We start from the raw sequence: 20,618 nt of genomic DNA, 5'->3' as shown, positions 1-20,618 counted from the left end.
TTAGAGGTGGTAAGTAATAATCCCGTACTAGGAAGCTCACACCCTAAGGCTTCCCTCTCTGAAAATCGTAGAAAACTACTCATGTCCTCATCATGACATTTCGATATATTTCATTTATGTAGGTAATTATATGCTCAAAAACTTAGAAAATCAAGGGCGTTACCTTTATTTTTTAAATTTTTCACATTGCGCTCAAAATCATGTAATCCATGTAATTGGACCCGTTCTTGAAACACATTTCGCAAAGTAATAATCATATTATGGTCTTGTTCCTTCGTATATAAATAAATCTTTTTTGGCGAAATAGAAAGAAGCGGCGCAATTACTTTTGTATCAATATATACATCATTTTGCTTTAATAATTCTTCATCTATATATTGGACCAACTTCTCCTGTTTTAAACGTCTACCTTTATCATCATAAAAGATAAAGCTTTCATCAAAAATAAGATGCACACAGGACAAGCGTGATTTACGGCTACTCACTTGTTGCCGAAGCGTTTCAATGAACATTTGGTATTCTTGCTCCATCTTATACTCATCAATTGCCACTTCCGCAAGTTTAGCCACCATTTCCCTATATGTACGAAGACGAAAACGGATATATGATGAAAACGAGAATGAGAGCGGATCACAAAGCCAATTATTTAAAGAAGACTTAATATATGACTCAAATGCGTTACGAGTTAAATCCTGAGCTACACCTTTTCTTCTTCCCTTTAAAATCTCATGTGCCATGTGCAATATTTGATGACACTCTTCTTGTTCTTCATAAAAAAACTTTTCTTTTAAGATCGTATAAATCCACTCATTTTGTTTCACATTCACAATGAAATACACCATTACTGGCAATAAGATCTTTTCAATATAATTCGATTCATGTACTGGTATGTGAATCACCACTTTTTGCTCCTGTAAATACACACTCGTTTCCTTATATAACACTTCCGCTCTTTTCAGCAATTGTCTATATACGTGCATAGCATCATTTTTTTCTTCGAAGCAAATTTCAATCACTTTTGTCCCCCCTTTTATCCCTGCTCTAAAGGACTGTATCTATACGTTACAAATCCTATAAGAGTCCTTTCCGCGTGAAGTTCACTCTTAGTAGAATTACATTTCCTATCGTTAGAAAATCCACTCAATCTGGCTTGCTAATTTTATATATATTAAGGGAGGGAGAAAAAAATGATACAAGCTACTATGAATTTTTTATTGTATACTTTATTTATCACTAAAAGGGGGTATGTGAATGTTCGAATATAAATTCGTAAAAGTCGAATTCCATTGGGGGCTCACTCGCTCAAAACTAGCTGAAGACTACCAAGAAATTATTCAAGAACATGCTAGAGATGACTGGAGGTTCGTACAGATTGTCGCCCCTACGATTGGCAGTTCTGGACAACCTGAATATTTCGACCTCATATTTGAAAAGAAAATATCACTATAATACAAAAGAGCAAGCTTCTCAGCTTGCTCTTTTACTTATGACGACGATTTTTCCCACCAATCGGAATTGGTTTCGCTAAATATTTAATTCGTTCCATAATACGTGCTGCCTTCATTTCTTCAGCCTCACCACGCTGTGTATACGTTAAATGGTGTTCCAGTTGTTTAAAATCAAAATTAGACGTAAAGAACGTCGGTAAGTTTTCTAACATACGGAATTGCAAGATTGCACCAAGCACATCGTCACGCACAAAGCTTGACATTGCTTCTGCCCCGATATCATCTAACATTAAAACTTGTACGCGTTTAACCGCATCAATCTTTTCACCAATCGAATTATCTTGAATCGAACTTTTGATTTCACGTAAAAATTCTGGGAAGTATACGAGCATCGAACTTATTTTCTTTCGAGCAAGCTCGTTCGCAATTGCTCCTAAAAGGTACGTTTTTCCTACACCAAATTTACCGTACAAATATAAACCTTGTGCTTTTTTACCTGGTTCATATGTACTTAAAAATTCATTCGCTGCACCAATTGCATCGATACGTGCATTTAAATCAGAAGGGTCTAAGTTTTCCATAGTTGCCTGTAAAATATCCGTTGGCATATATACACTTTGAACGAGTTTTTCATATTTCTTTCTCTCGTCATGTGCTACTTTTCTAACGCAGCGATCATATTGAATATCAATCATTTTCCCTTGAATAACAAGCTTTGGCTCGTACCCTTGCAGCATATTTTTACATGAACCTAAATCCGGACAATCCACGCAACCTACACTTTGTCCAATATATTCATATAGCTTCACAAGACTGCGCTCAATCATAGAAGTCGTTACTTCACCTTTATGTTCGTCTATAAATTCTTTCACACGCGGATGCGCCATTACTTCTGCCTTTAATACTTCATATCTATTTTTAAATTTTTCATTTCCCATTAATTTTGCAAATGAATTTTGAATATGCTCCATTTTCTCACCTCAAAGAGCGTTCATTCTCTTCTATTAATCACGCTTATATTTTTTTAACACTTCTTCTAATCGTTTTCGTTCATCTTCTAACGTACTTGCATCTTTTTCTACACTTACATCTTTCTTCGCCGTTTCTTTCTCTTGTTCCTTCGGCTCTTCTTCCTTAAGCCAATCTGGTACCATTTCTTTCCGTACCGTTTTCTTCGCCGTACGGCCTTTTTTCTTCGTCTCAGCCCACTCTTGATATTGACGGTTCTCTTCTTTCGCTAACGCCATCGCGTCCGCTACTGTACCAACCTTTTTACGTGCCCAATGCCCAGCAATCTTCTCGACATACGTTTTCGCAAGTTTCATATCTGAGCGTAGCATAACGTAATAAATAAGTACATTCACAACTCCTGGTGTCAATTTTTGATTAATCATGACATCTTCAACGATTTGCAAGTCCGCTTTCGTTGCCTCTGCACCACCAGAAATCTCTTTCAATAATTGTTTTGGCGAGATTTCCTCTAGCTGCTTTATTAGCATCTCCTCTTGCGATGAAGGCTCTTTCTCTTTCATCGTACGTGCAGCATGAGGCTGTACTCTTTCACTTAATACCGGTAATGCTTGACCATTTTCAAATTGATACCAATCGCGAGCTCCTTTTCTAAGCCTTTCCATATCAATTGTTTGCATCTCTGTCACCGCACCAAGAACGATATTTTGCATCGATAACACATCTACACCATACACGTAAGCAAGTGTTATAACGCAGTCTCTTACTTGACCTGTAATCGACTTTTTAGGAACAAGAGCGGACAATCCATCTACAAATAAAGAGAAATCAAAGAAATCATTCCAAACTTTCGGAGCGTCTCCCTTCTCGTTACTTGGCATAGTTGTCGTTTTTGGGATACGAAGATCTTCTTGCGCATGCTCAAGCTGTCCTGGATTAAACGAACCAAACACATCATTGAAAGAGCGCGTAACATTTTCATAAGAAGCAAAATCAAATTCTTCTTCTAAGAAATATTGCTTTACTTGATTATATTTTGTCCGACTCAATCGATTGTATAAAAAGATACTTAAAACAATATCATCAAAAAACTGCTTTGGAGATAAAGGTGGTTGCAACTCATATATGAACATTCGAATATCTTTTTCTTTCTTAATATATACCTTCAAAAGCCCAATTGCCTCTAACTTTACTCGTTCCTCATATATTTCAGGAAGTTGCATTTGCATAGTCACCATAAGGGAATGATGTGTATTCTCTTTTCCAAATACACGATCTTGCTCTAGCTCCCCCCATAGTGTCATGTATAAGCTAAAAGCTCTACTACCTATTAACGGCTGATACAACATCGTTAATACTTTTCGGTCGTAATTATGCAGTAGCCCTTTCGCACTTACTTTATAACGATCAATCGGCAATAGCTCCATCCATGACTGTTTTTCCATTATTGCTTTTCCTTTCTCTCATCCAATCTATCCTCTACTTCATTCGTTCTATCTTCATTATATAAATTCTTAGTGAAAAAGAGCTATTAGCTTACGCTTCTAGCTCTCTTATCCTATTACTTACGGTATGTAAAGAGAATAAAATACAACTTCTACTCTCTTTCTTTTTGCAGTATATCTTTTAATTCTTCAATAAATACATTTAAATCTTTAAATTGACGATATACAGAAGCAAAGCGTACGTAAGCAACATCATCAATATCGCGAAGTTCTTCCATAACAATTTCACCAATCATATCACTTTTCACTTCTGATATACCTAAATTACGCAGTTCACGTTCCACGCTTTGTGTTACTTCTTCTAATTGTCTTAAAGATACTGGTCTTTTTTCACACGCTTTAATTAAACCACGTAAAATCTTTTCTTTATTAAACTCTTCTCGTGTGCCTTCTTTTTTTACAACGATAAGAGGTGACTCTTCTACCCTTTCAAAGGTCGTAAAGCGACTTAAGCAACTTTCACACTCTCTCCTTCTTCGAATAGAGCGCCCCTCGTCTACCGGACGCGAATCTAACACTCTTGTACCATTATGAGAACAGGATGGACAACGCAATTCATTCACTCCTTTACACTATACTCTTTATTTTTCTCTACTCACTTCACCTAAAATATATATACAATATTATATAACTCATTCTAACTCTCTTACCACTTTAAGTTTCAGCGCATCACTTTATCATCTCATCCTTAAAAATAAGATGGTATATAGGGCACTACCTCATTTGCAAGAGTACAATTTATTCAACTAACCAGTACGTTATATTACCTCTTTTTTATAAACTAAAAAAGAGGTGCATTATACACCTCTTTACATTTTAAATCAATTATGTTCTTTTTTAAAGAGCTTTTGTTTCTCTCTGCTTAATTTCGAAGCTACCAGTGCCTCGAGGAAGCTCGATGCTCTCACGCGTTTTCGCGTTTAAACCTTCTGCAATATATTCTGCAGCAACATTTGGATCAATACGATCCCCACAAGTATAAACATCAATACTCGCGTAACCGTGCTCCGGAAAGCTATGAATTGTTAAATGTGATTCCGAGATAATTACTACTCCACTTACACCTTGTGGTGCAAATTTATGGAAAGCAACCTCACGCACTTCAGCACCAGCTCTTAGTGCTGCATCCACAAATAATTGTTCAATATACGGCATGTCATTAAGCTTGTCGAAATCGCAATCCCAAAGTTCAGCGATCACGTGACGACCCATCGTATCCATAGTATCCATTCTACAGTTCCCCCTTGTAAATTTATTCTAACTGTTCGAATTGAAAACTAATTTGCAATTTGGCTTGCTCCACTACCACGGGGGAAAGTTAGTCCAGAGAGGTCCTAACCCTTTAAGTAGTGACTACGTACCTCAGCTCTTAAGTTTACGAGTGTTAGTATACTTTGTTTATTTTCATTTTGCAACAACAGTTTTTTCGATTTTCTGTCATATTTTCCTCTTTACTTTTCCCTAAAAAAAATAAACGATTCACAAATGCAGTAATCACAACGTTTCGTGGTATGTCCACTTTTTAAAATATACTCATATAATTTTTTTCCTTTTCAGAAAAAAATAAAAAAAGAGGGCAAATATTGCCTTGCCCTCCCCCTTATTCACTTAAATGTGTTGCACATTTTCTTGTTTCGCTAACTCTTCAACAACTAACGTTACAAGATCTACAACACGACGAGAGTAGCCCCACTCGTTATCATACCAAGCAAGTACTTTCACTTTACGATCACCCATTACCATTGTAGATAAACCATCAATGATAGCTGAGTGTGTATTTGTATTAAAGTCGATAGATACTAAAGGCTCTTCGCTGAATTCTACAATACCTTTTAACGCACCGTTTGCAACCGTTTTGAAAGCTTCATTAATAGCTTCAACTGTCACATCACGTTTTACGTCTACTACTAAGTCAACAAGAGACACGTTTGGCGTTGGTACACGAAGTGCCATACCATGAAGTTTTCCGTTCAAGTGCGGAAGAACTTTTGCTAGCGCTTTCGCGGCACCTGTCGTTGTCGGAATGATTGATTGTCCGCAAGCACGCGCTCTTCTTAAATCTTTATGTGGGTTATCAATATTTTTTTGGTCATTTGTATAAGCGTGAACAGTCGTCATTAAACCGTTTTCAATTCCGAACTGCTCATCTAACACCTTTACAACAGGCGCTAAACAGTTTGTTGTACAAGATGCATTTGAAATAACAGTATGTTTTGTAATATCTAATTGGTCTTCATTCACACCAACTACAATTGTTACATCTTCATTTTTACCAGGCGCTGTTAAAATAACCTTTTTCGCTCCAGCTTCAACGTGAAGAATTGCTTTTTCTTTTGAATTAAATTTACCAGTTGCTTCAATTACAACTTCAACACCTAAATCTGTCCAAGGCAATTCCTTTGGATCGCGGTTGTTTAAAAGGCGAATCATTTTTCCATCAACTAATAAGTGATCTTCAAATGCTTCTACTGTTCCGTCAAACTTACCATGAACTGTATCATATTTAATTAAGTGTGCTAACGTTTCAGATGGATAGCTTGCATTGATTGCTACAATTTCGAATGCGCTTTCTTTTATTGCTTGACGAAATACCATTCTCCCAATACGTCCAAATCCATTAATTGCCACACGAGTCATAATATGTTATCCCCCTTGAATGCGTTATACTATTTATCTCCAATCCCAATAATAGTATAACACAAAAAGGAGATATGTCACTAAGCATTTTCATTAATTTCACAATTTTTTAGTCAATAATGTTCCATTTCTTTAAAATCACCTGCAATTGTGTTTTCGTTCCCATAATTGTGCCATCATTATTTATCACTTCATCTGCATTTTTCACTTTTTCCGCTAACGGCATTTGAGATTGAATACGCGCCGTTGCTTCTTCTTCGGAAAAACCATTTCGTTTCATCAAACGTTCTAATTGTGTATCAGGAGTAACTGCTACAACTAAAACACGGTCAACGAGACTTGTTAATTTACTTTCAAATAAAAGAGGGATATCTAACACAATCGCTTGCATACTTTCTTTTATGTACATTTCCTTTTGTCTATTCATTTCCTCACGTACTGCAGGATGAACAATTTTGTTTAACTGCAATCGTTTTTCTTCATTATAGAAAACGACACTCCCTAATTTCGGCCGATCCAGTTCTCCGTCTTTTTGCAACACTTCCGTTCCAAATACTTCTACTATTTTGTTATATGCTGGTTTTCCTCGCTCTACAACTTCTCGCGCAATAATATCTGCATCAATAACTGGTATGCTCAATTCACGAAACATTTGAGACACTGTACTTTTTCCACTTGCAATGCCTCCTGTTAATCCAATTACTACTGTCATCATAATCCTCCTCATAATAAAAGGCGCGAAACTAATGTTCCACGCCCATACTTACATTTTCCAAATTCCAATAATAATGAGTAATACTCCAGGCAGGAATGTAAATTTTTGTAACCACTTCATATTCGATAAAACCGTCCCAAGTTTCATTCCAATAAACAAAAACAAAGAACTCATAACTGCAACTAATATCGCCATCATAGCGGGTGCATACCCTAATAAAGATGCACCAATTCCGGCACCAAATGAATCTACAGAAAGAGCGATACCAAGAAGTAATGCTTCTCCTGCAGAAATGGTGCCTGATTTATCAAAATCTGCTACAGTCGGTTTCCGTAAAATTTGAATTACTAGCCCTAGCGAGGCAATCTCTAATTTCCAGACCTTCTCCTCTTGCTTCGGTTCTTCTTTTTTCTCACTTCGAAAAAATTGATATAACACCCAAATCCCTATTCCAATAAGAACAAGCCCACCGATACGCGTTGCGATAACAGGTGAAAATATTTTCGCGATCATATGTCCAATTCCCATTGAAACAAGCATAACAGCCGCTGAACAGATTCCGATAATTATAATTGATTTTAGTGGAATTCTTACGCTTCTTAACCCATATGTTAGCCCTACACTACAGCTATCTAAGCTTAATGTAAAAGCTAATAAAATAAGAGATAAATAAAGGTACATCGGTAAGCTCCTCCCTTATACATAGCTCTGCTGTATGTATATGACAAATGCCTATCCGATGTTATCTCTTTTCTATATTCTAGGCTGACAAATTGGGCAGTAATGCGTTCCTCGCCCGCCAACTACTGTTTTTTCTAATATCGTACCACAAGTTACACACGGCTCTCCTTTTTTTCCATATACATTTAGGAGTTCTTGGAATGAACCAATTTGCCCTTGTGAGTTGATATACGTCCGAATTGTACTTCCGCCACGTTTTACCGCTTCACCTAACGTTGTAACGGTAGCCTCATAAATCCGCTCAATTTCTTCTACTGTTAAAGAAGAAGCTTCCCGTTCCGGATGAATTTGAGAACGGAATAAAACTTCATCAACATATATATTTCCAAGCCCTACTAAAAGACGCTGGTCCAATAGCACAACTTTTATTTTACGATTTGTCTTTTGCAATCTTTCTTGTAAATACTGCGGTGTCAATTCAGCATCAAACGGCTCCGGACCTAAGTCAGCAAGAGGCATTTGATTCATCTCTTCACCTTTCTTAAAGAGATGCATCGTACCAAACTTTCTCACATCTTTATAATGTAATTCAGTTCCATCTGTAAATAAGAAACGGACGTGCGTATGTTTATCAATCGGCTCATCCTCTTGATGTAGTAAAAACTTACCTTCCATACGCAAATGTGAAACAATAACATAATTTGTTACATATAGAAGCAAAAACTTTCCTCTTCGCTTTATATTTTCAATCTTCTCGCCTTTTAGCATTTCTTTAAAGATTTCTGCATCATCCGGTCGTTTCACTATTTTTGGATAAGTAACAATAACATCTTCAATCGTTTTTCCTGTTACAAGATTTTCAAGTGTCCGTCTGACGTTTTCAACCTCTGGTAATTCAGGCATTTCATCACTTCCTTATTTTGCGTCGTACCAAGTTGGACCGTAAGAATAATCAACTTTCAGCGGAACTGCGAGTTCAATTGCATGCTCCATTACTTCAGGTACAAGCTGCTCTAATTTTTCAATTTCTTCTTTTGGTGCTTCAAATATTAATTCATCGTGTACTTGTAGAAGAAGACGCGCTTGTAAGCCTTCTTCTTCTAAACGATCTGCCATAATAATCATCGCTTTTTTAATAATATCTGCTGCAGTACCTTGAATTGGTGTATTCATCGCTGTACGCTCAGCAAAGCTACGTAAATTGAAATTACGACTCGTAATTTCTGGAATATAACGGCGACGATTTAATAATGTGGCCACATATCCTTTTTGTTTCGCATCTTTTACGATGTCCTCCATGTATTCTTGTACACCAGGGAAACTTTCTAAATACTTTTCAATAAATTCCGCTGCTGCTTTTCTTGTAATCCCTAAGTTTTGCGAAAGACCATAATCACTAATACCATACACAATTCCGAAGTTAACAGCTTTCGCTTGTCGTCTCATATTTGAAGTTACTTCATCTTTTTCAACGCCAAATACATCCATAGCTGTTTTCGTATGAATATCCATGTCATGTTGGAATGCTTCAACTAGCCCTTTATCATTTGCAATATGAGCTAATACACGCAGCTCGATTTGTGAATAATCAGCCGCATACATAATCCAACCTTCTTCTGATGGAACAAATGCCTGACGAATCTTTCTTCCTTCTTCTAATCGAATCGGGATATTTTGCAAGTTCGGATCCGTCGAACTTAATCGACCTGTTTGTGTTAACACTTGATTAAAACGAGTATGAATTTTAGATGAATCTTCATGTACAACTTTCAGTAAACCTTCAATGTAAGTTGAATTTAGTTTCCCTAATTGACGATAATGTAAAATGTTTGGAATAATTTCATGGTGATCCATAAGCTTATCTAGTACATCAGCTGACGTAGAATAACCTGTTTTCGTCTTTTTAATAACCGGTAAGTTTAAATTCTCAAACAGAATAACACCTAGCTGCTTCGGTGAATTAATATTAAATTCTGTTCCCGCAAGCTTATAAATTTCCTGTTCCATTTCCTTTAATCTGCCTGCAAGTTCTTCTCCCATATTACGAAGACGCTCTGTATCAACTTTTACACCTTTTACTTCCATATCAGCTAATACACGCGCAAGTGGTAATTCTAACTCTGTAAACAGTTCATATTGCTCATTCTTCTCTAACTCTTCAACGAATGTTTGCTTTACATCATATAATACATGCACTTTACGAGCTACATGCTCCGCTACTACTTTTAACTCTGGAACAGCACGCTTCGCGCCTTTTCCATAAACTTCTTCGTCAGATTTCACAGCATGCGTTTCTTTCATTTTCGCTACAGTACGGAAATCTTTATCTGTATCAGCCGGATCAAGTAAATAAGCAGCGATTAATAGATCAAAGTCAACCCCTTGTATATCTATACCGTTCCATTTCAGTGCAACGATTGCACGCTTCGCATCAAATGTATGCTTTCTCATCTCTCCATCTGCAAGCCAGTCTTTAAATGCATCTGACTTAAGAGCAATGTCCTTTTGAATAAAGTAGCAACCATTTTCATTTTGAATACCAAAACCTTGAATATCTGCTTTATGATAGTTATCTTCTTGTACTTCAACAATAAGCGCACTATCTTGCTGAAGCATTTCTTCGGTAACTTCTTCCACAATATCAAATGTAATATCATCTAATTCAGCTGGAGCCGTTTCTTCTGGCGTAACACCTAATTTATTTAAAAGAGATGTAAATCCTAAACTCTCGAACATTGGAACGACATCACTTGCTTCATATCCTTTATATTCCATATCATCCACATGCACTGTAATCGGCGCATCTGTAATGATAGTTGCAAGATCTTTACTCATAAGAGCTTGGTCTTTATTTGCTTCCAGTTTTTCTTTTAATTTCTTCCCGCTTACTTGATCTAGATTGTCATACACTTCTTCAACCGTTCCAAACTGTGTTAACAATTTAATCGCAGTTTTTTCACCAACTCCTGGTACACCCGGAATATTATCTGATTGGTCTCCCATTAAACCTTTCATATCGATAATTTGCTTTGGTGATAAGCTATATTTCTCAAATAAAGCTTCTTTCGTATATTCATCTACTTCCGTAATCCCTTTTCGCGGAATACATACAAGCGTGTTATCAGAAACAAGTTGAAGTAAATCTTTATCTCCTGAAATAACTTTTACACTTGCTCCTTGTTCGCTTGCTTCTTTTGCTAGCGTTCCCATAATATCATCCGCTTCATAATTTTCCAATTCATAACGCGGTACGTTGAATGCATCAAGCATCTCACGAATAAACGGGAATTGTTCTGATAATTCAGGTGGGGTCTTTTGACGTCCGCCTTTATACTCACTATATGTTTTATGACGGAATGTCGTTTTACCCGCATCAAATGCTACTAACATATGCGTCGGTTTTTCTTCCTCTAATATTCTCATTAACATCATTGTAAAACCGTAAATTGCGTTCGTATGTATACCTTTGTCGTTATTTAAAAGCGGTAGTGCAAAGAAAGCACGATACGCGATATTATTACCATCTACTAATACGACCTTTTTTTCCAAATCAGAAACCTCCCCATGCAAATTTGAAATGATTTTTTTCACAGAAAAAAACCGTTCCTTTCCTCTCTCTATATTAACATGACTAATAGAGAGAAGAAAAATAACGGTTCTTTTCTTTCATATATAAAACAGACTTATATTGGCATAAAGGGAAGTGACGAGAACAGTTTAACTATTCTCGTCCAAAATTACTCCTTGGATGAAGGGGTTTTCATGTATTATATTAACAGAGCTTTATTAATATTTAATTAAGACATTGTTAATATATTGTAAACATCCTTCATCCTATTTTTCAGTTGCTGATTTCGGTAAAACAACTGTAAACGTTGTCCCTTCTCCAACTTCACTATCTACTGTAATCGTACCTTGATGCGCCTCTACTAAATGCTTTACAATTGATAATCCAAGGCCTGTACCACCAGTATTTCTACTTCTCGCTTTATCCACTCGGTAAAAGCGTTCAAAAATACGCGGAATTTCCTCTTTACTAATACCAATTCCAGTATCCGATACTTTTATATAAGCATTATATTTATCTTCCGCTAACTCTACTGAAACAACGCCTCCAGCCGGTGTATATACGATCGCGTTATTAATTAAATTAATAAAGATTTGTTTCAGACGACTTGGATCTCCAATAACAGAGGCACGTTTTAATACATTCACTTGTAAAGAGATTTCTTTTTCTCCTGCTTTATTATCAAGCACCATATGAATATCTTCAAGCAGCCCCTTCATATCAACGGTTCCCATATTTAATTTAAATCCTTGTTGTTCGATCTTCGACAAATCTAATAAATCTTCAATTAACCCTTGCATGCGCTCACTTTCTTTTAAAATAATGTGCAAGAAATGTTCGCAGAATTTTTTATTATCCATCGCTCCGTCTAAGAGTGTTTCTGAAAAACCTTTAATAGAAGTAATCGGTGTCTTTAATTCATGAGAAACATTCGCTAAAAAGTCTTTTCTCATTTGTTCTAATTTCTTTAACTCTGTTATGTCATGGAATACGAGAACAATCCCTTTCCATTCATGGTTTGTCCCGATAATCGGTGCTCCATATACTTCAAAGTGCTTCCGCTCAATTCCAAGTGGCAATAACATTTGTTTACGCACTTTCACTTCTGTCATAAAGATTTCTTCTACAAGCTCAATAATTTCTGTATGATGAAACGATTCATAATATAAGCGATCTAAATATTCTTCATCTGTTACGTGAAAAGTTTCCTTATAAGAGCGGTTTACAAGGTTTATATATCCGCGGCTATCAATTAAAATCATTCCGCTTCCCATATTTTCAATTAACGTATGCAGACGATCTTGCTGCATTTCTTGTTCCAGTGTCATCTCTTGTAAGTTACGAGCTAAAATATTAATTGCTTTACTCAGCATTCCTGTTTCGTCCGAATGACTTTCGTATGCACGTGCTTTATAATTACCCTTCGCCAATTCAATTGCAACTTTCGTAACTGATTCAATCGGCCTAATATATTGCCCTGTAATTTTCATACCTAAAAATACAACTACGAGACAAGCAATGACAAATCCGATAATTAATAATCCCCACGTTTTTTGATGTACGTCTCTTAAAGGATCGATTGTACTTTTCACCAAAATGTATCCTTGTTTTCCTTCTACATCTTGAACGAACACCGTATGATAAAATTGATTCTTTCGATCTGTCTCTTTCGTAATCACTTTACTTCGTTGTTTTGCCACTTCCGAAGAAAGTTCTTGAATCGTCTCTGGACTAAATGCCAATTCTTGTCCTTTTCTATATTGAACTTTCTTTTTTTCATTCACAAATACGATAGAAGCTGGTATTTTTTCTTCTAACTTTTCAAATACGTATGGATTTTTTAGGACCTTATCAAAACCTTGCTCTTCTGCTAACGCCGCAACATACTCCGTCTCTTTTACCATTCTCTCTTTAGCATGATCTATATAGTAGTTTTCAAACACAGTTTCTAGCAATAAGCCTAGTCCAACTAAAATAAATACAATAAGAGAAACAAATGTAAAAAGAAGCCTGGAACGAAATTTATTCATTCCCTTTTGGCTCCTCTAATTTATATCCTAAACCACGTATCGTTTTAATGTACGTCGGTTTTTTCGTATTTTGTTCAATTTTATCGCGCAAATGGCTAATATGAACATCAACAATTCGTGTATCACCAGCAAAATCGTAATTCCATACAGCACTTAATAATTGATCACGCGTCAACACGCGACTTTTATTTTTCGCGAGATACACAAGTAGTTCAAATTCTTTTGGTGTTAATTCAAGCTTTCTTCCTTGGAAATAAGCCTCATAAAACTCCGGTAAAATTTTAAGTTCTGCAATTGTAATGCTATCTTCATCTGGCGCTTCTGCAACTTGTTCTTCTTGTTGTAATTTCGTGCGGCGCAAAATTGCCTTCACACGAGCAACAACTTCTCTTGGACTAAATGGCTTCGTCATATAATCATCTGCCCCAAGTTCAAGACCTAGCACCTTATCAAACTCATCATCTTTTGCCGTTAACATTAAAATCGGCGTCATAACGCGCTGCAATCGTAATTCTTTACACACTTCCATACCATCCATTTTCGGAAGCATTAAATCTAATATAATTAAATCTGGGCGTTCTGTTGTCGCTTTTTGAAGCGCCATTTCTCCATCCATCGCTGTTATAACTTCAAACCCAGCTTGTTGTAAATTAAATTCAATTAAAGTTAAGATAAATTCCTCATCATCAACTACTAAAATACGATTGTTCATTCTTTTCCTCCAAGTTATAGACTTGAAACCTTCTTCATCCTAGTATTTCCCCCGTTATTCTCATCATACTAGAAAACAAGGTCCCTCTCAATATAATTGTCTATTCATGGAGATCGTTTGTGTAGAATTGAGAAAGTAGACGTAATTACGCTTCACCTGCAACTACACAGGATTTTGCCAAACTTTATAGATTGCTCTCTCTTCTTTAAAGCTCACTTCCGTATGAACTATAAAGTGAAACTTTAATCAGTGGGGGTTGTTCATTCCCCACTGATTATTAGTTGAATCAATCGGGCTTTTACGGGCAGTTGATTCCCGACCTAACTTCTTTGCTTTCGCTGAATTTTGAGGTGGGATCTTACTGCCCGTTAATGCGGGATAAAATCTTGATTTTGTGCTAGGAAAAACGAAAGAGCATACGCTATTTTATAATCTAGCGTTTCATATCCATCAAATAATCTCCCGTACATTTCATTCGCGATCGAATCGCCCCACACTTCAGTTTCTCGTATCGTTTCAAAGATAACTTCTTCTTTTTTCCACCTCACTTAAAAGAATCACTCCTTTCATTGACTTCAATTACCGATATTTATATCATTAATCTTAATATATAAATTAATACAATCAGGAGGTCTATTATGCGACTAATACTACCCATTCTATCTTTAGCAGTCACATGTATCCTTGCTTTCAACGCTCCGAGCTGGGATACGATTAAAACGGGTTGCTCAGAATTTGCTGAAGGGTTCAAAGAAGGATTCTTCAACTAAAAATAGCGCTAGCATCCTTATTCAAGGTATGCTAGCGCTATTCATATTTTCATCTTTTAAAAATTATCTAATGCTTTTTCCATAATGGAAACAGATTTATAAGGTGGCGTTACTGTTAATGAACCCTTTACAACAGTTTCTCCTTTTTCATCATGAGCAGATACAAGCATATCAATTGTATGTTCCTCCTCAGAAACAGCCACAACTTCAAAGTGGATTTGTAACGTTTCATAATGGTGAACATGCTTCACGAACGTAAGGTCCTTCCTAGTAATATGACTTCCTGGACCCGGTAAATATTTCGTAACTGCCGTTGTAATCATTCCCGTTAGCATAATGCTTGGTACAATCGGCTTTTCATACGGAGTTTGGGATGCGTAATCATGCTGAATATATAATGGATTGGCATCATTCGTTAACCCTAAGTACAATAACAAATCTTTATCCTCAATTTTTTCAGTGATAGATAATTTCTCTCCTACTGTAATTTCATCCATTTTACGACCAATTTGAACTTTTTTCTTTAACATGTTACAACCCCCTCCGATTTTTTCACCTTATTATCCTACTAAAAGCGATACCTTATCCGAAATTTACTATGATGAGGGCAATGTATAGTATAAATCTACAGTTTCATTATAGGATATTACAAATGATAGCGTTTTCATATTATTTCAAAAAAACAATTCGGTAAATAGTAGAAAAAGATTCGGAATCCCGAATCTTTTTCACTACTATTCAATTATTAAACAAGAACTTTCATTACGTTACGTACAGATTCTACAGAGCGATCTAACGCTTCTTTTTCATCTGCAAGAAGTTCTAATTCAATAATTTTTTCAATTCCGTTACCACCTAGAATTACTGGTACCCCTAAGTAAAGGTCACTATAACCATACTCACCTTCAAGGTACGCAATAGCTGGTAATACACGGCGTTGATCTTTTAAGATTGCTTCTGTCATTTCAACTAAAGAAGCTGCTGGTGCGTAATATGCACTACCGTTTCCTAATAAGCCTACAATCTCACCGCCACCTTTACGTGTACGTTCTACGATTGCTTCTAAACGCTCTTTCGGAATTAACGTTTCTAACGGAATACCGCCTGCATAAGAATAACGCACAAGAGGTACCATGTCGTCACCATGTCCACCAAGAACAAATCCTGTAATGTCTTTTACAGAAAGATTTAATTCTTGTGCGATGAATGTACGGAAACGAGCTGTATCTAATACGCCCGATTGGCCAATTACACGCTCTTTCGGGAATCCTGCTTCTTTAAATACAGAATATGTCATTGCATCAACTGGATTTGTTAACACAACAATAATTGCATTTGGTGAATGTTTTGCAATGTCGCGCGTAATACTTTTCATAATTTTAGAGTTCGTTGCTACTAAGTCATCACGGCTCATACCAGGCTTACGTGCAATACCTGCTGTAATAACGACAACGTCAGAATCAGCAGTATCTGCGTAATCAGATGTTCCAATAATGTTAGCATCAAAACCTTGTACTGGGCTCGCTTCTAACATATCTAACGCTTTCCCTTTTGTTGGATTTTCCAGTTGTGGAATGTCCACTAATACAACATCTGCAAGTTCTTTTTGTGCTAATAAGAATGCCGTTGTTGCTCCTGTAAATCCTGCACCGATGACTGAAACCTTCTTGCGTTTGATTGTCATAATTTACCCCCCGCTTTAATTATGCGTTTTTGATTATCGCTACATCCATGTTTTTAATAAGCTCATTAGCAAACTCAGAACATTTCACTTCTGTTGCACCTTCCATTAGGCGAGCGAAGTCATATGTTACTACTTTTGATGCAATTGTTTTCTCAACTGAATCTGTTACTAATTTCGCAGCTTCGTTCCATCCTAAGTGTTCTAATAATAATACACCTGAAAGAAGAACTGAAGATGGGTTTACTTTATCTAAACCTGCATATTTTGGAGCTGTACCATGTGTAGCTTCAAAGATAGCATGTCCAGTCACATAGTTAATGTTTGCACCAGGTGCAATACCAATTCCACCTACTTGTGCAGCAAGTGCATCAGAGATATAGTCACCATTTAAGTTCATTGTTGCAACAACATCGAACTCACGTGGACGAGTTAAAATTTGTTGTAAGAAGATGTCTGCAATAGAATCTTTTACGATGATTTTTCCAGCCACTTCAGCGTCTGCCATCGCTTTATTCGCTGCATCTTTACCATCTTTTTCAACAATGCGATCATATTCAGCCCAAGTAAATACTTTGTCGCCGAATTCTTGTTCCGCTACTTCGTAACCCCAGTTTTTGAAAGCACCTTCTGTAAATTTCATAATGTTTCCTTTATGAACTAATGTAACAGAAGAGCGTTTTTCGTTAATTGCATATTGAATTGCAGCACGAACAAGACGCTTTGTCCCTTCTTCTGAGATTGGTTTAATACCAATACCAGATGTTTCTGGGAAGCGGATTTTATTAACACCCATTGCTTCTTTTAAGAAAGCAAGAACTTTTTCTGCTTCTGGAGATCCTTGTGCATATTCAATTCCAGCATAAATGTCTTCTGTATTTTCACGGAAAATAACCATATCAGTATCTTCCGGACGTTTTACAGGTGAAGGAACACCTTCAAAATAACGAACTGGACGTAGACATACATATAGATCTAATTCTTGACGAAGTGCTACGTTTAGAGAACGAATACCACCGCCAACTGGAGTTGTAAGTGGACCTTTAATTGCGATTAAATATTCGCGGATTAAATTTAAAGTCTCTTCTGGTAACCACTCGCCTGTTTGGTTGAATGCTTTTTCCCCTGCAAGCACTTCTTTCCAAACGATTTTCTTCTCACCATCATAAGCTTTTTCAACTGCTGCTTCTATTACGCGAGATGCAGCTGCCCAAATATCAGGACCAATTCCATCTCCTTCAATAAATGGAATAATCGGATTGTTTGGTACATTCATAACACCATTAGTTACAGTAATTTTTTCACCTGTCGTCAATGTGATAACCCCCATGTTTGAAATTTCATATGTATGAAACTGAGGGAATAACCCCTCAGTTCAAACCGTTAGTCAAATTAAAATATTCTAATCATTACATCTTTCCGAAAAAATCAGACTTTTGAAAGCGTATTTTCACTATCAAAATAGTGTTTTTTGCTTATCTTTGTGCGATTGGAACATACACTTGATGCGTTGGTCCATTATAATCAGCACGTGGACGGATTAAACGGTTATTTTCATATTGTTCTAGAATATGAGCTAACCAGCCTGACATACGGCTAATTGCAAAAATAGGTGTAAATAAGTCATGGTCAATTCCTAAACAATGGTATACAGAAGCTGAATAGAAATCAACATTTGGTGGAAGACCTTTTTCTTTTGTTACAATGTCTTCAATTTTGATAGACATATTATACCATTTGTCTTCTCCTAAAAGCACGCATAATCTCTTAGACATTTCACGTAAGTGTTTTGCACGTGGATCACCCTGCTCATACACACGGTGGCCAAAGCCCATGATTTTCACTTTATTTTGAAGAGCATTATGAATATATGATTCTACATTTTCTTCTTCGCCAATTTCAGTTAACATCTTCATTACATTTTCATTTGCCCCACCGTGAAGAGGACCTTTTAATGCACCAATTGCTGCTGTAATACCAGAATATACATCTGAAAGTGTAGCTACGCAAACACGTGCAGTAAATGTAGAAGCGTTTAACTCATGATCTGCATGAAGTACAAGTGCCTTATCAAAAGCTTCAATTTCAACTTCATTTGGCTCGCGATCATTTAACATGTACAAGAAGTTTGCAGCTAATGATAAATCCTTTCTTGGCTCAACAATATCTAAACCTTTACGGATTCTCGCGTAAGCAGCAACTAAAGTTCCCACTTGAGCCTGTAATTTAACCGCTTTCAAATAATTAGACTTTTCATCCATAATTTCAGCGCTCTCATCGTATAATGATAGCATGGAAATTGCAGTTCGTAAAACAGACATCGGATGTGCAATTTTTAAATCTACTTGTTTCAAATATGTTAAAATCTCACCTGGAACTTTATAGTATTCAGATACAATTTCATTAAATTCCGCTAGTTCTTTTTCATTAGGAAGCTTGCGGTGCCATAATAAGTACACTACTTCTTCAAACGTAGCATTCTCAGCTAAATCATCAATATTATACCCAACATAAGTTAATGTATCATCAATAATAGAGCTCACAGATGATGTTGTTGCTACTACCCCTTCTAAACCTCGAATAACAGTCATGACATTCTCTCCTTTTCCTGAAAATTCTCCCAACCTTGCTCCTTATATCTATTTGCTCCCCTTATGAATTATGAACGCCCGTTCACTCTTTAGGCAAGCAAAATGCACGATCATGCAAATTTGTTGCGATGTTCCCCTCTTATTGTCCATGGTTTACATGGAAAGCATGAGCGTGAATGTCTCCCCGAATCCTCACGCTCAAAACAACAAGTTAGTGAGGAAAATACATTCCGAAGAGTTTTATGATAAAAACAACATAAAACAATATCATTATAAAATTGTTTTATGTTGTTTTTATTTTATCTGGTGTAAAGTCTCTGCTGTTATGTAACTTTTCAAAGTTTCTAATCCTATTATAAACAATTATCTGACTTTTGTGAACAGAAAGAATTCAAAAATTTTATATTACTATAAAATTCCTTATTTAAACATTTGTATAATACTCATAACCGCATAGGCAATTCCAGCCCCAATTAACGGACCAACAGCAACCCCATTAAATAACGCAACCGCTATAATTGTCCCAAAAACAAGCGCAGTTGTAATATGAGGATCCGTTGTCAACAATTGCACGCCGCCTTTCGCTAACAAAGCGACTGCTACACCTGAAGCTAAAGCAATCCACGCATAATACGATTTCGCCGCTTCTCCAAGTTGTTTAAAACCTATTTCCCCCGTCGCAATCGGTACTAGCACCGCTATTGTAATGACCGTTACACCTAGGTTAATTCCTTTCGTTTGTAAATAAGGAAAGACCTTATCTCCTAAAAACGTAAATTTTAATAGAAATAACACCCCAATAGCTACAGTAAGCGATTGGTTTTTAGCAATAAGTCCTATAATAAGTAGTATGAATAAAAATAACGTTGACTGACTAATCATGTTTACACTTCCTTTCTGAAAATAATGAACTCATTTCCAAACAAAAATACCTTTAAACCTATCGTTATACATGCTATACAGATGCCTATTTATCGATAACACCTTCAATTTTTTATACATTCTAAAAAGAGACTTTCACCAAAAAAATTTAAGCATGTATACATTTTTGAAAACAGTCGTCTCTTCTTTCTTTTCTAATAAGAAACAGGTAAAATAAAAAGAAGAGAAAATGAAGTTTTTACCATATAGTAGTAGCATCACGAATAGGCTTTCACAGCCATTCATATACCGAAAAAAGCAGGCTAAATCCATCATTCCACTATAACATAAAGTAACACTTTAATCAGTTGGGCATCTTCCACTGATTATTGACCTTCATCAATTGGGCTTTGGCGGGAGATTTACTGCCGCTAAAGTAAGACTTTAATC

The 20,618-nt window shown here is 36.3% G+C and carries 20 protein-coding genes and 1 other annotated feature (1 of these 21 running past the window's edge); of the genes, 2 read left to right on the top strand and 18 right to left on the bottom strand.

Annotated features, from left to right (window positions below; genetic code table 11):
* Positions 1-103 (bottom strand) — a binding site (T-box leader) (it extends 126 nt beyond the left edge of the window).
* Positions 104-134: 31 nt separating this feature from the next.
* Entirely contained in the window at positions 135-1,016 is an 882-nt protein-coding gene (gene ytxC, locus MR160_RS05285; protein WP_000569624.1) for a putative sporulation protein YtxC, read from the bottom strand.
* 235 nt (positions 1,017-1,251) lie between these two features.
* On the opposite strand from ytxC, the gene MR160_RS05280 reads away from it, so the two are divergent.
* Entirely contained in the window at positions 1,252-1,449 is a 198-nt protein-coding gene (locus tag MR160_RS05280) for a DUF4177 domain-containing protein (protein WP_000464454.1), read from the top strand.
* Between the two features lie 31 nt (positions 1,450-1,480).
* Here the strand turns inward: MR160_RS05280 and dnaI are convergent, their stop codons facing one another.
* The 12 genes from dnaI to MR160_RS05220 form a co-directional block, all read right to left on the bottom strand.
* A complete protein-coding gene (gene dnaI / locus MR160_RS05275; protein WP_000400117.1) occupies positions 1,481-2,419 on the bottom strand; it encodes a primosomal protein DnaI in 939 nt (312 codons plus the stop codon).
* A 33-nt stretch (positions 2,420-2,452) separates the two neighbouring features.
* Complete coding sequence (locus tag MR160_RS05270; RefSeq protein WP_000415033.1) at positions 2,453-3,862, bottom strand: replication initiation and membrane attachment family protein; 1,410 nt, start codon at positions 3,860-3,862, stop codon at positions 2,453-2,455.
* Positions 3,863-4,014: 152 nt separating this feature from the next.
* Positions 4,015-4,476 (bottom strand): transcriptional regulator NrdR, encoded by a 462-nt coding sequence (nrdR, locus tag MR160_RS05265; RefSeq protein ID WP_001203687.1) that lies wholly within the window; start codon positions 4,474-4,476, stop codon positions 4,015-4,017.
* 283 nt (positions 4,477-4,759) lie between these two features.
* The gene (speD, locus tag MR160_RS05260; RefSeq protein ID WP_002003660.1) at positions 4,760-5,143 is read right to left on the bottom strand and encodes an adenosylmethionine decarboxylase; all 384 of its coding nucleotides are present in this window, start codon (positions 5,141-5,143) and stop codon (positions 4,760-4,762) included.
* Positions 5,144-5,530: 387 nt separating this feature from the next.
* Positions 5,531-6,559, bottom strand: coding sequence for a glyceraldehyde-3-phosphate dehydrogenase (locus tag MR160_RS05255; RefSeq protein WP_000198979.1), 1,029 nt, complete (start codon positions 6,557-6,559; stop codon positions 5,531-5,533).
* 109 nt (positions 6,560-6,668) lie between these two features.
* Complete coding sequence (gene coaE, locus MR160_RS05250) at positions 6,669-7,271, bottom strand: dephospho-CoA kinase (protein ID WP_000219323.1); 603 nt, start codon at positions 7,269-7,271, stop codon at positions 6,669-6,671.
* Positions 7,272-7,322: 51 nt separating this feature from the next.
* Positions 7,323-7,955 (bottom strand): sporulation membrane protein YtaF, encoded by a 633-nt coding sequence (ytaF, locus tag MR160_RS05245; protein WP_000281729.1) that lies wholly within the window; start codon positions 7,953-7,955, stop codon positions 7,323-7,325.
* A gap of 72 nt (positions 7,956-8,027) precedes the next feature.
* Positions 8,028-8,858, bottom strand: coding sequence for a DNA-formamidopyrimidine glycosylase (mutM, locus tag MR160_RS05240; protein ID WP_001114475.1), 831 nt, complete (start codon positions 8,856-8,858; stop codon positions 8,028-8,030).
* 12 nt (positions 8,859-8,870) lie between these two features.
* A complete protein-coding gene (gene polA / locus MR160_RS05235) occupies positions 8,871-11,504 on the bottom strand; it encodes a DNA polymerase I (RefSeq protein WP_000412808.1) in 2,634 nt (877 codons plus the stop codon).
* Between the two features lie 285 nt (positions 11,505-11,789).
* A complete protein-coding gene (phoR, locus tag MR160_RS05230; RefSeq protein ID WP_001032097.1) occupies positions 11,790-13,553 on the bottom strand; it encodes a sensory box histidine kinase PhoR in 1,764 nt (587 codons plus the stop codon).
* Positions 13,546-14,265 carry a two-component system response regulator PhoP gene (phoP, locus tag MR160_RS05225; RefSeq protein WP_001065220.1) on the bottom strand — a complete coding sequence of 240 codons (720 nt, stop codon included), beginning with the start codon at positions 14,263-14,265 and terminating at the stop codon, positions 13,546-13,548. The genes phoR and phoP overlap by 8 nt, the downstream gene beginning before the upstream one ends.
* Positions 14,266-14,633: 368 nt before the next feature.
* Positions 14,634-14,813, bottom strand: coding sequence for a hypothetical protein (locus MR160_RS05220; RefSeq protein WP_086390961.1), 180 nt, complete (start codon positions 14,811-14,813; stop codon positions 14,634-14,636).
* Positions 14,814-14,903: 90 nt separating this feature from the next.
* Here MR160_RS05220 and MR160_RS34795 point away from each other — a divergent pair, with 90 nt between their 5' ends.
* The gene (locus MR160_RS34795; protein ID WP_001237011.1) at positions 14,904-15,035 is read left to right on the top strand and encodes a hypothetical protein; all 132 of its coding nucleotides are present in this window, start codon (positions 14,904-14,906) and stop codon (positions 15,033-15,035) included.
* Between the two features lie 56 nt (positions 15,036-15,091).
* Here MR160_RS34795 and MR160_RS05215 read toward each other — a convergent pair whose 3' ends face one another.
* The 5 genes from MR160_RS05215 to MR160_RS05195 all read right to left on the bottom strand — a co-directional run bounded on the left by MR160_RS05215 (position 15,092) and on the right by MR160_RS05195 (position 20,189).
* Positions 15,092-15,565 carry a MaoC family dehydratase gene (locus MR160_RS05215; protein WP_000914181.1) on the bottom strand — a complete coding sequence of 158 codons (474 nt, stop codon included), beginning with the start codon at positions 15,563-15,565 and terminating at the stop codon, positions 15,092-15,094.
* A gap of 215 nt (positions 15,566-15,780) precedes the next feature.
* A complete protein-coding gene (gene mdh, locus MR160_RS05210) occupies positions 15,781-16,719 on the bottom strand; it encodes a malate dehydrogenase (RefSeq protein ID WP_000153232.1) in 939 nt (312 codons plus the stop codon).
* Between the two features lie 19 nt (positions 16,720-16,738).
* Positions 16,739-18,031 (bottom strand): NADP-dependent isocitrate dehydrogenase, encoded by a 1,293-nt coding sequence (gene icd / locus MR160_RS05205; RefSeq protein WP_000206893.1) that lies wholly within the window; start codon positions 18,029-18,031, stop codon positions 16,739-16,741.
* 160 nt (positions 18,032-18,191) lie between these two features.
* Positions 18,192-19,340: a citrate synthase gene (gene citZ, locus MR160_RS05200; RefSeq protein ID WP_000503651.1), complete on the bottom strand. Its 1,149-nt coding sequence runs from the start codon at positions 19,338-19,340 to the stop codon at positions 18,192-18,194.
* Positions 19,341-19,727: 387 nt separating this feature from the next.
* Positions 19,728-20,189 carry a DUF441 domain-containing protein gene (locus MR160_RS05195; protein ID WP_000625507.1) on the bottom strand — a complete coding sequence of 154 codons (462 nt, stop codon included), beginning with the start codon at positions 20,187-20,189 and terminating at the stop codon, positions 19,728-19,730.
* Positions 20,190-20,618 lie beyond the last annotated feature (429 nt).

The organism is Bacillus cereus group sp. BfR-BA-01382 (genome assembly GCF_022663475.1).
Lineage (GTDB): Bacteria > Bacillota > Bacilli > Bacillales > Bacillaceae_G > Bacillus_A > Bacillus_A thuringiensis_S.
The sequence above is the reverse complement of the archived record's forward strand: the minus strand, read 5'-3'. Positions and strand labels throughout refer to the sequence as shown.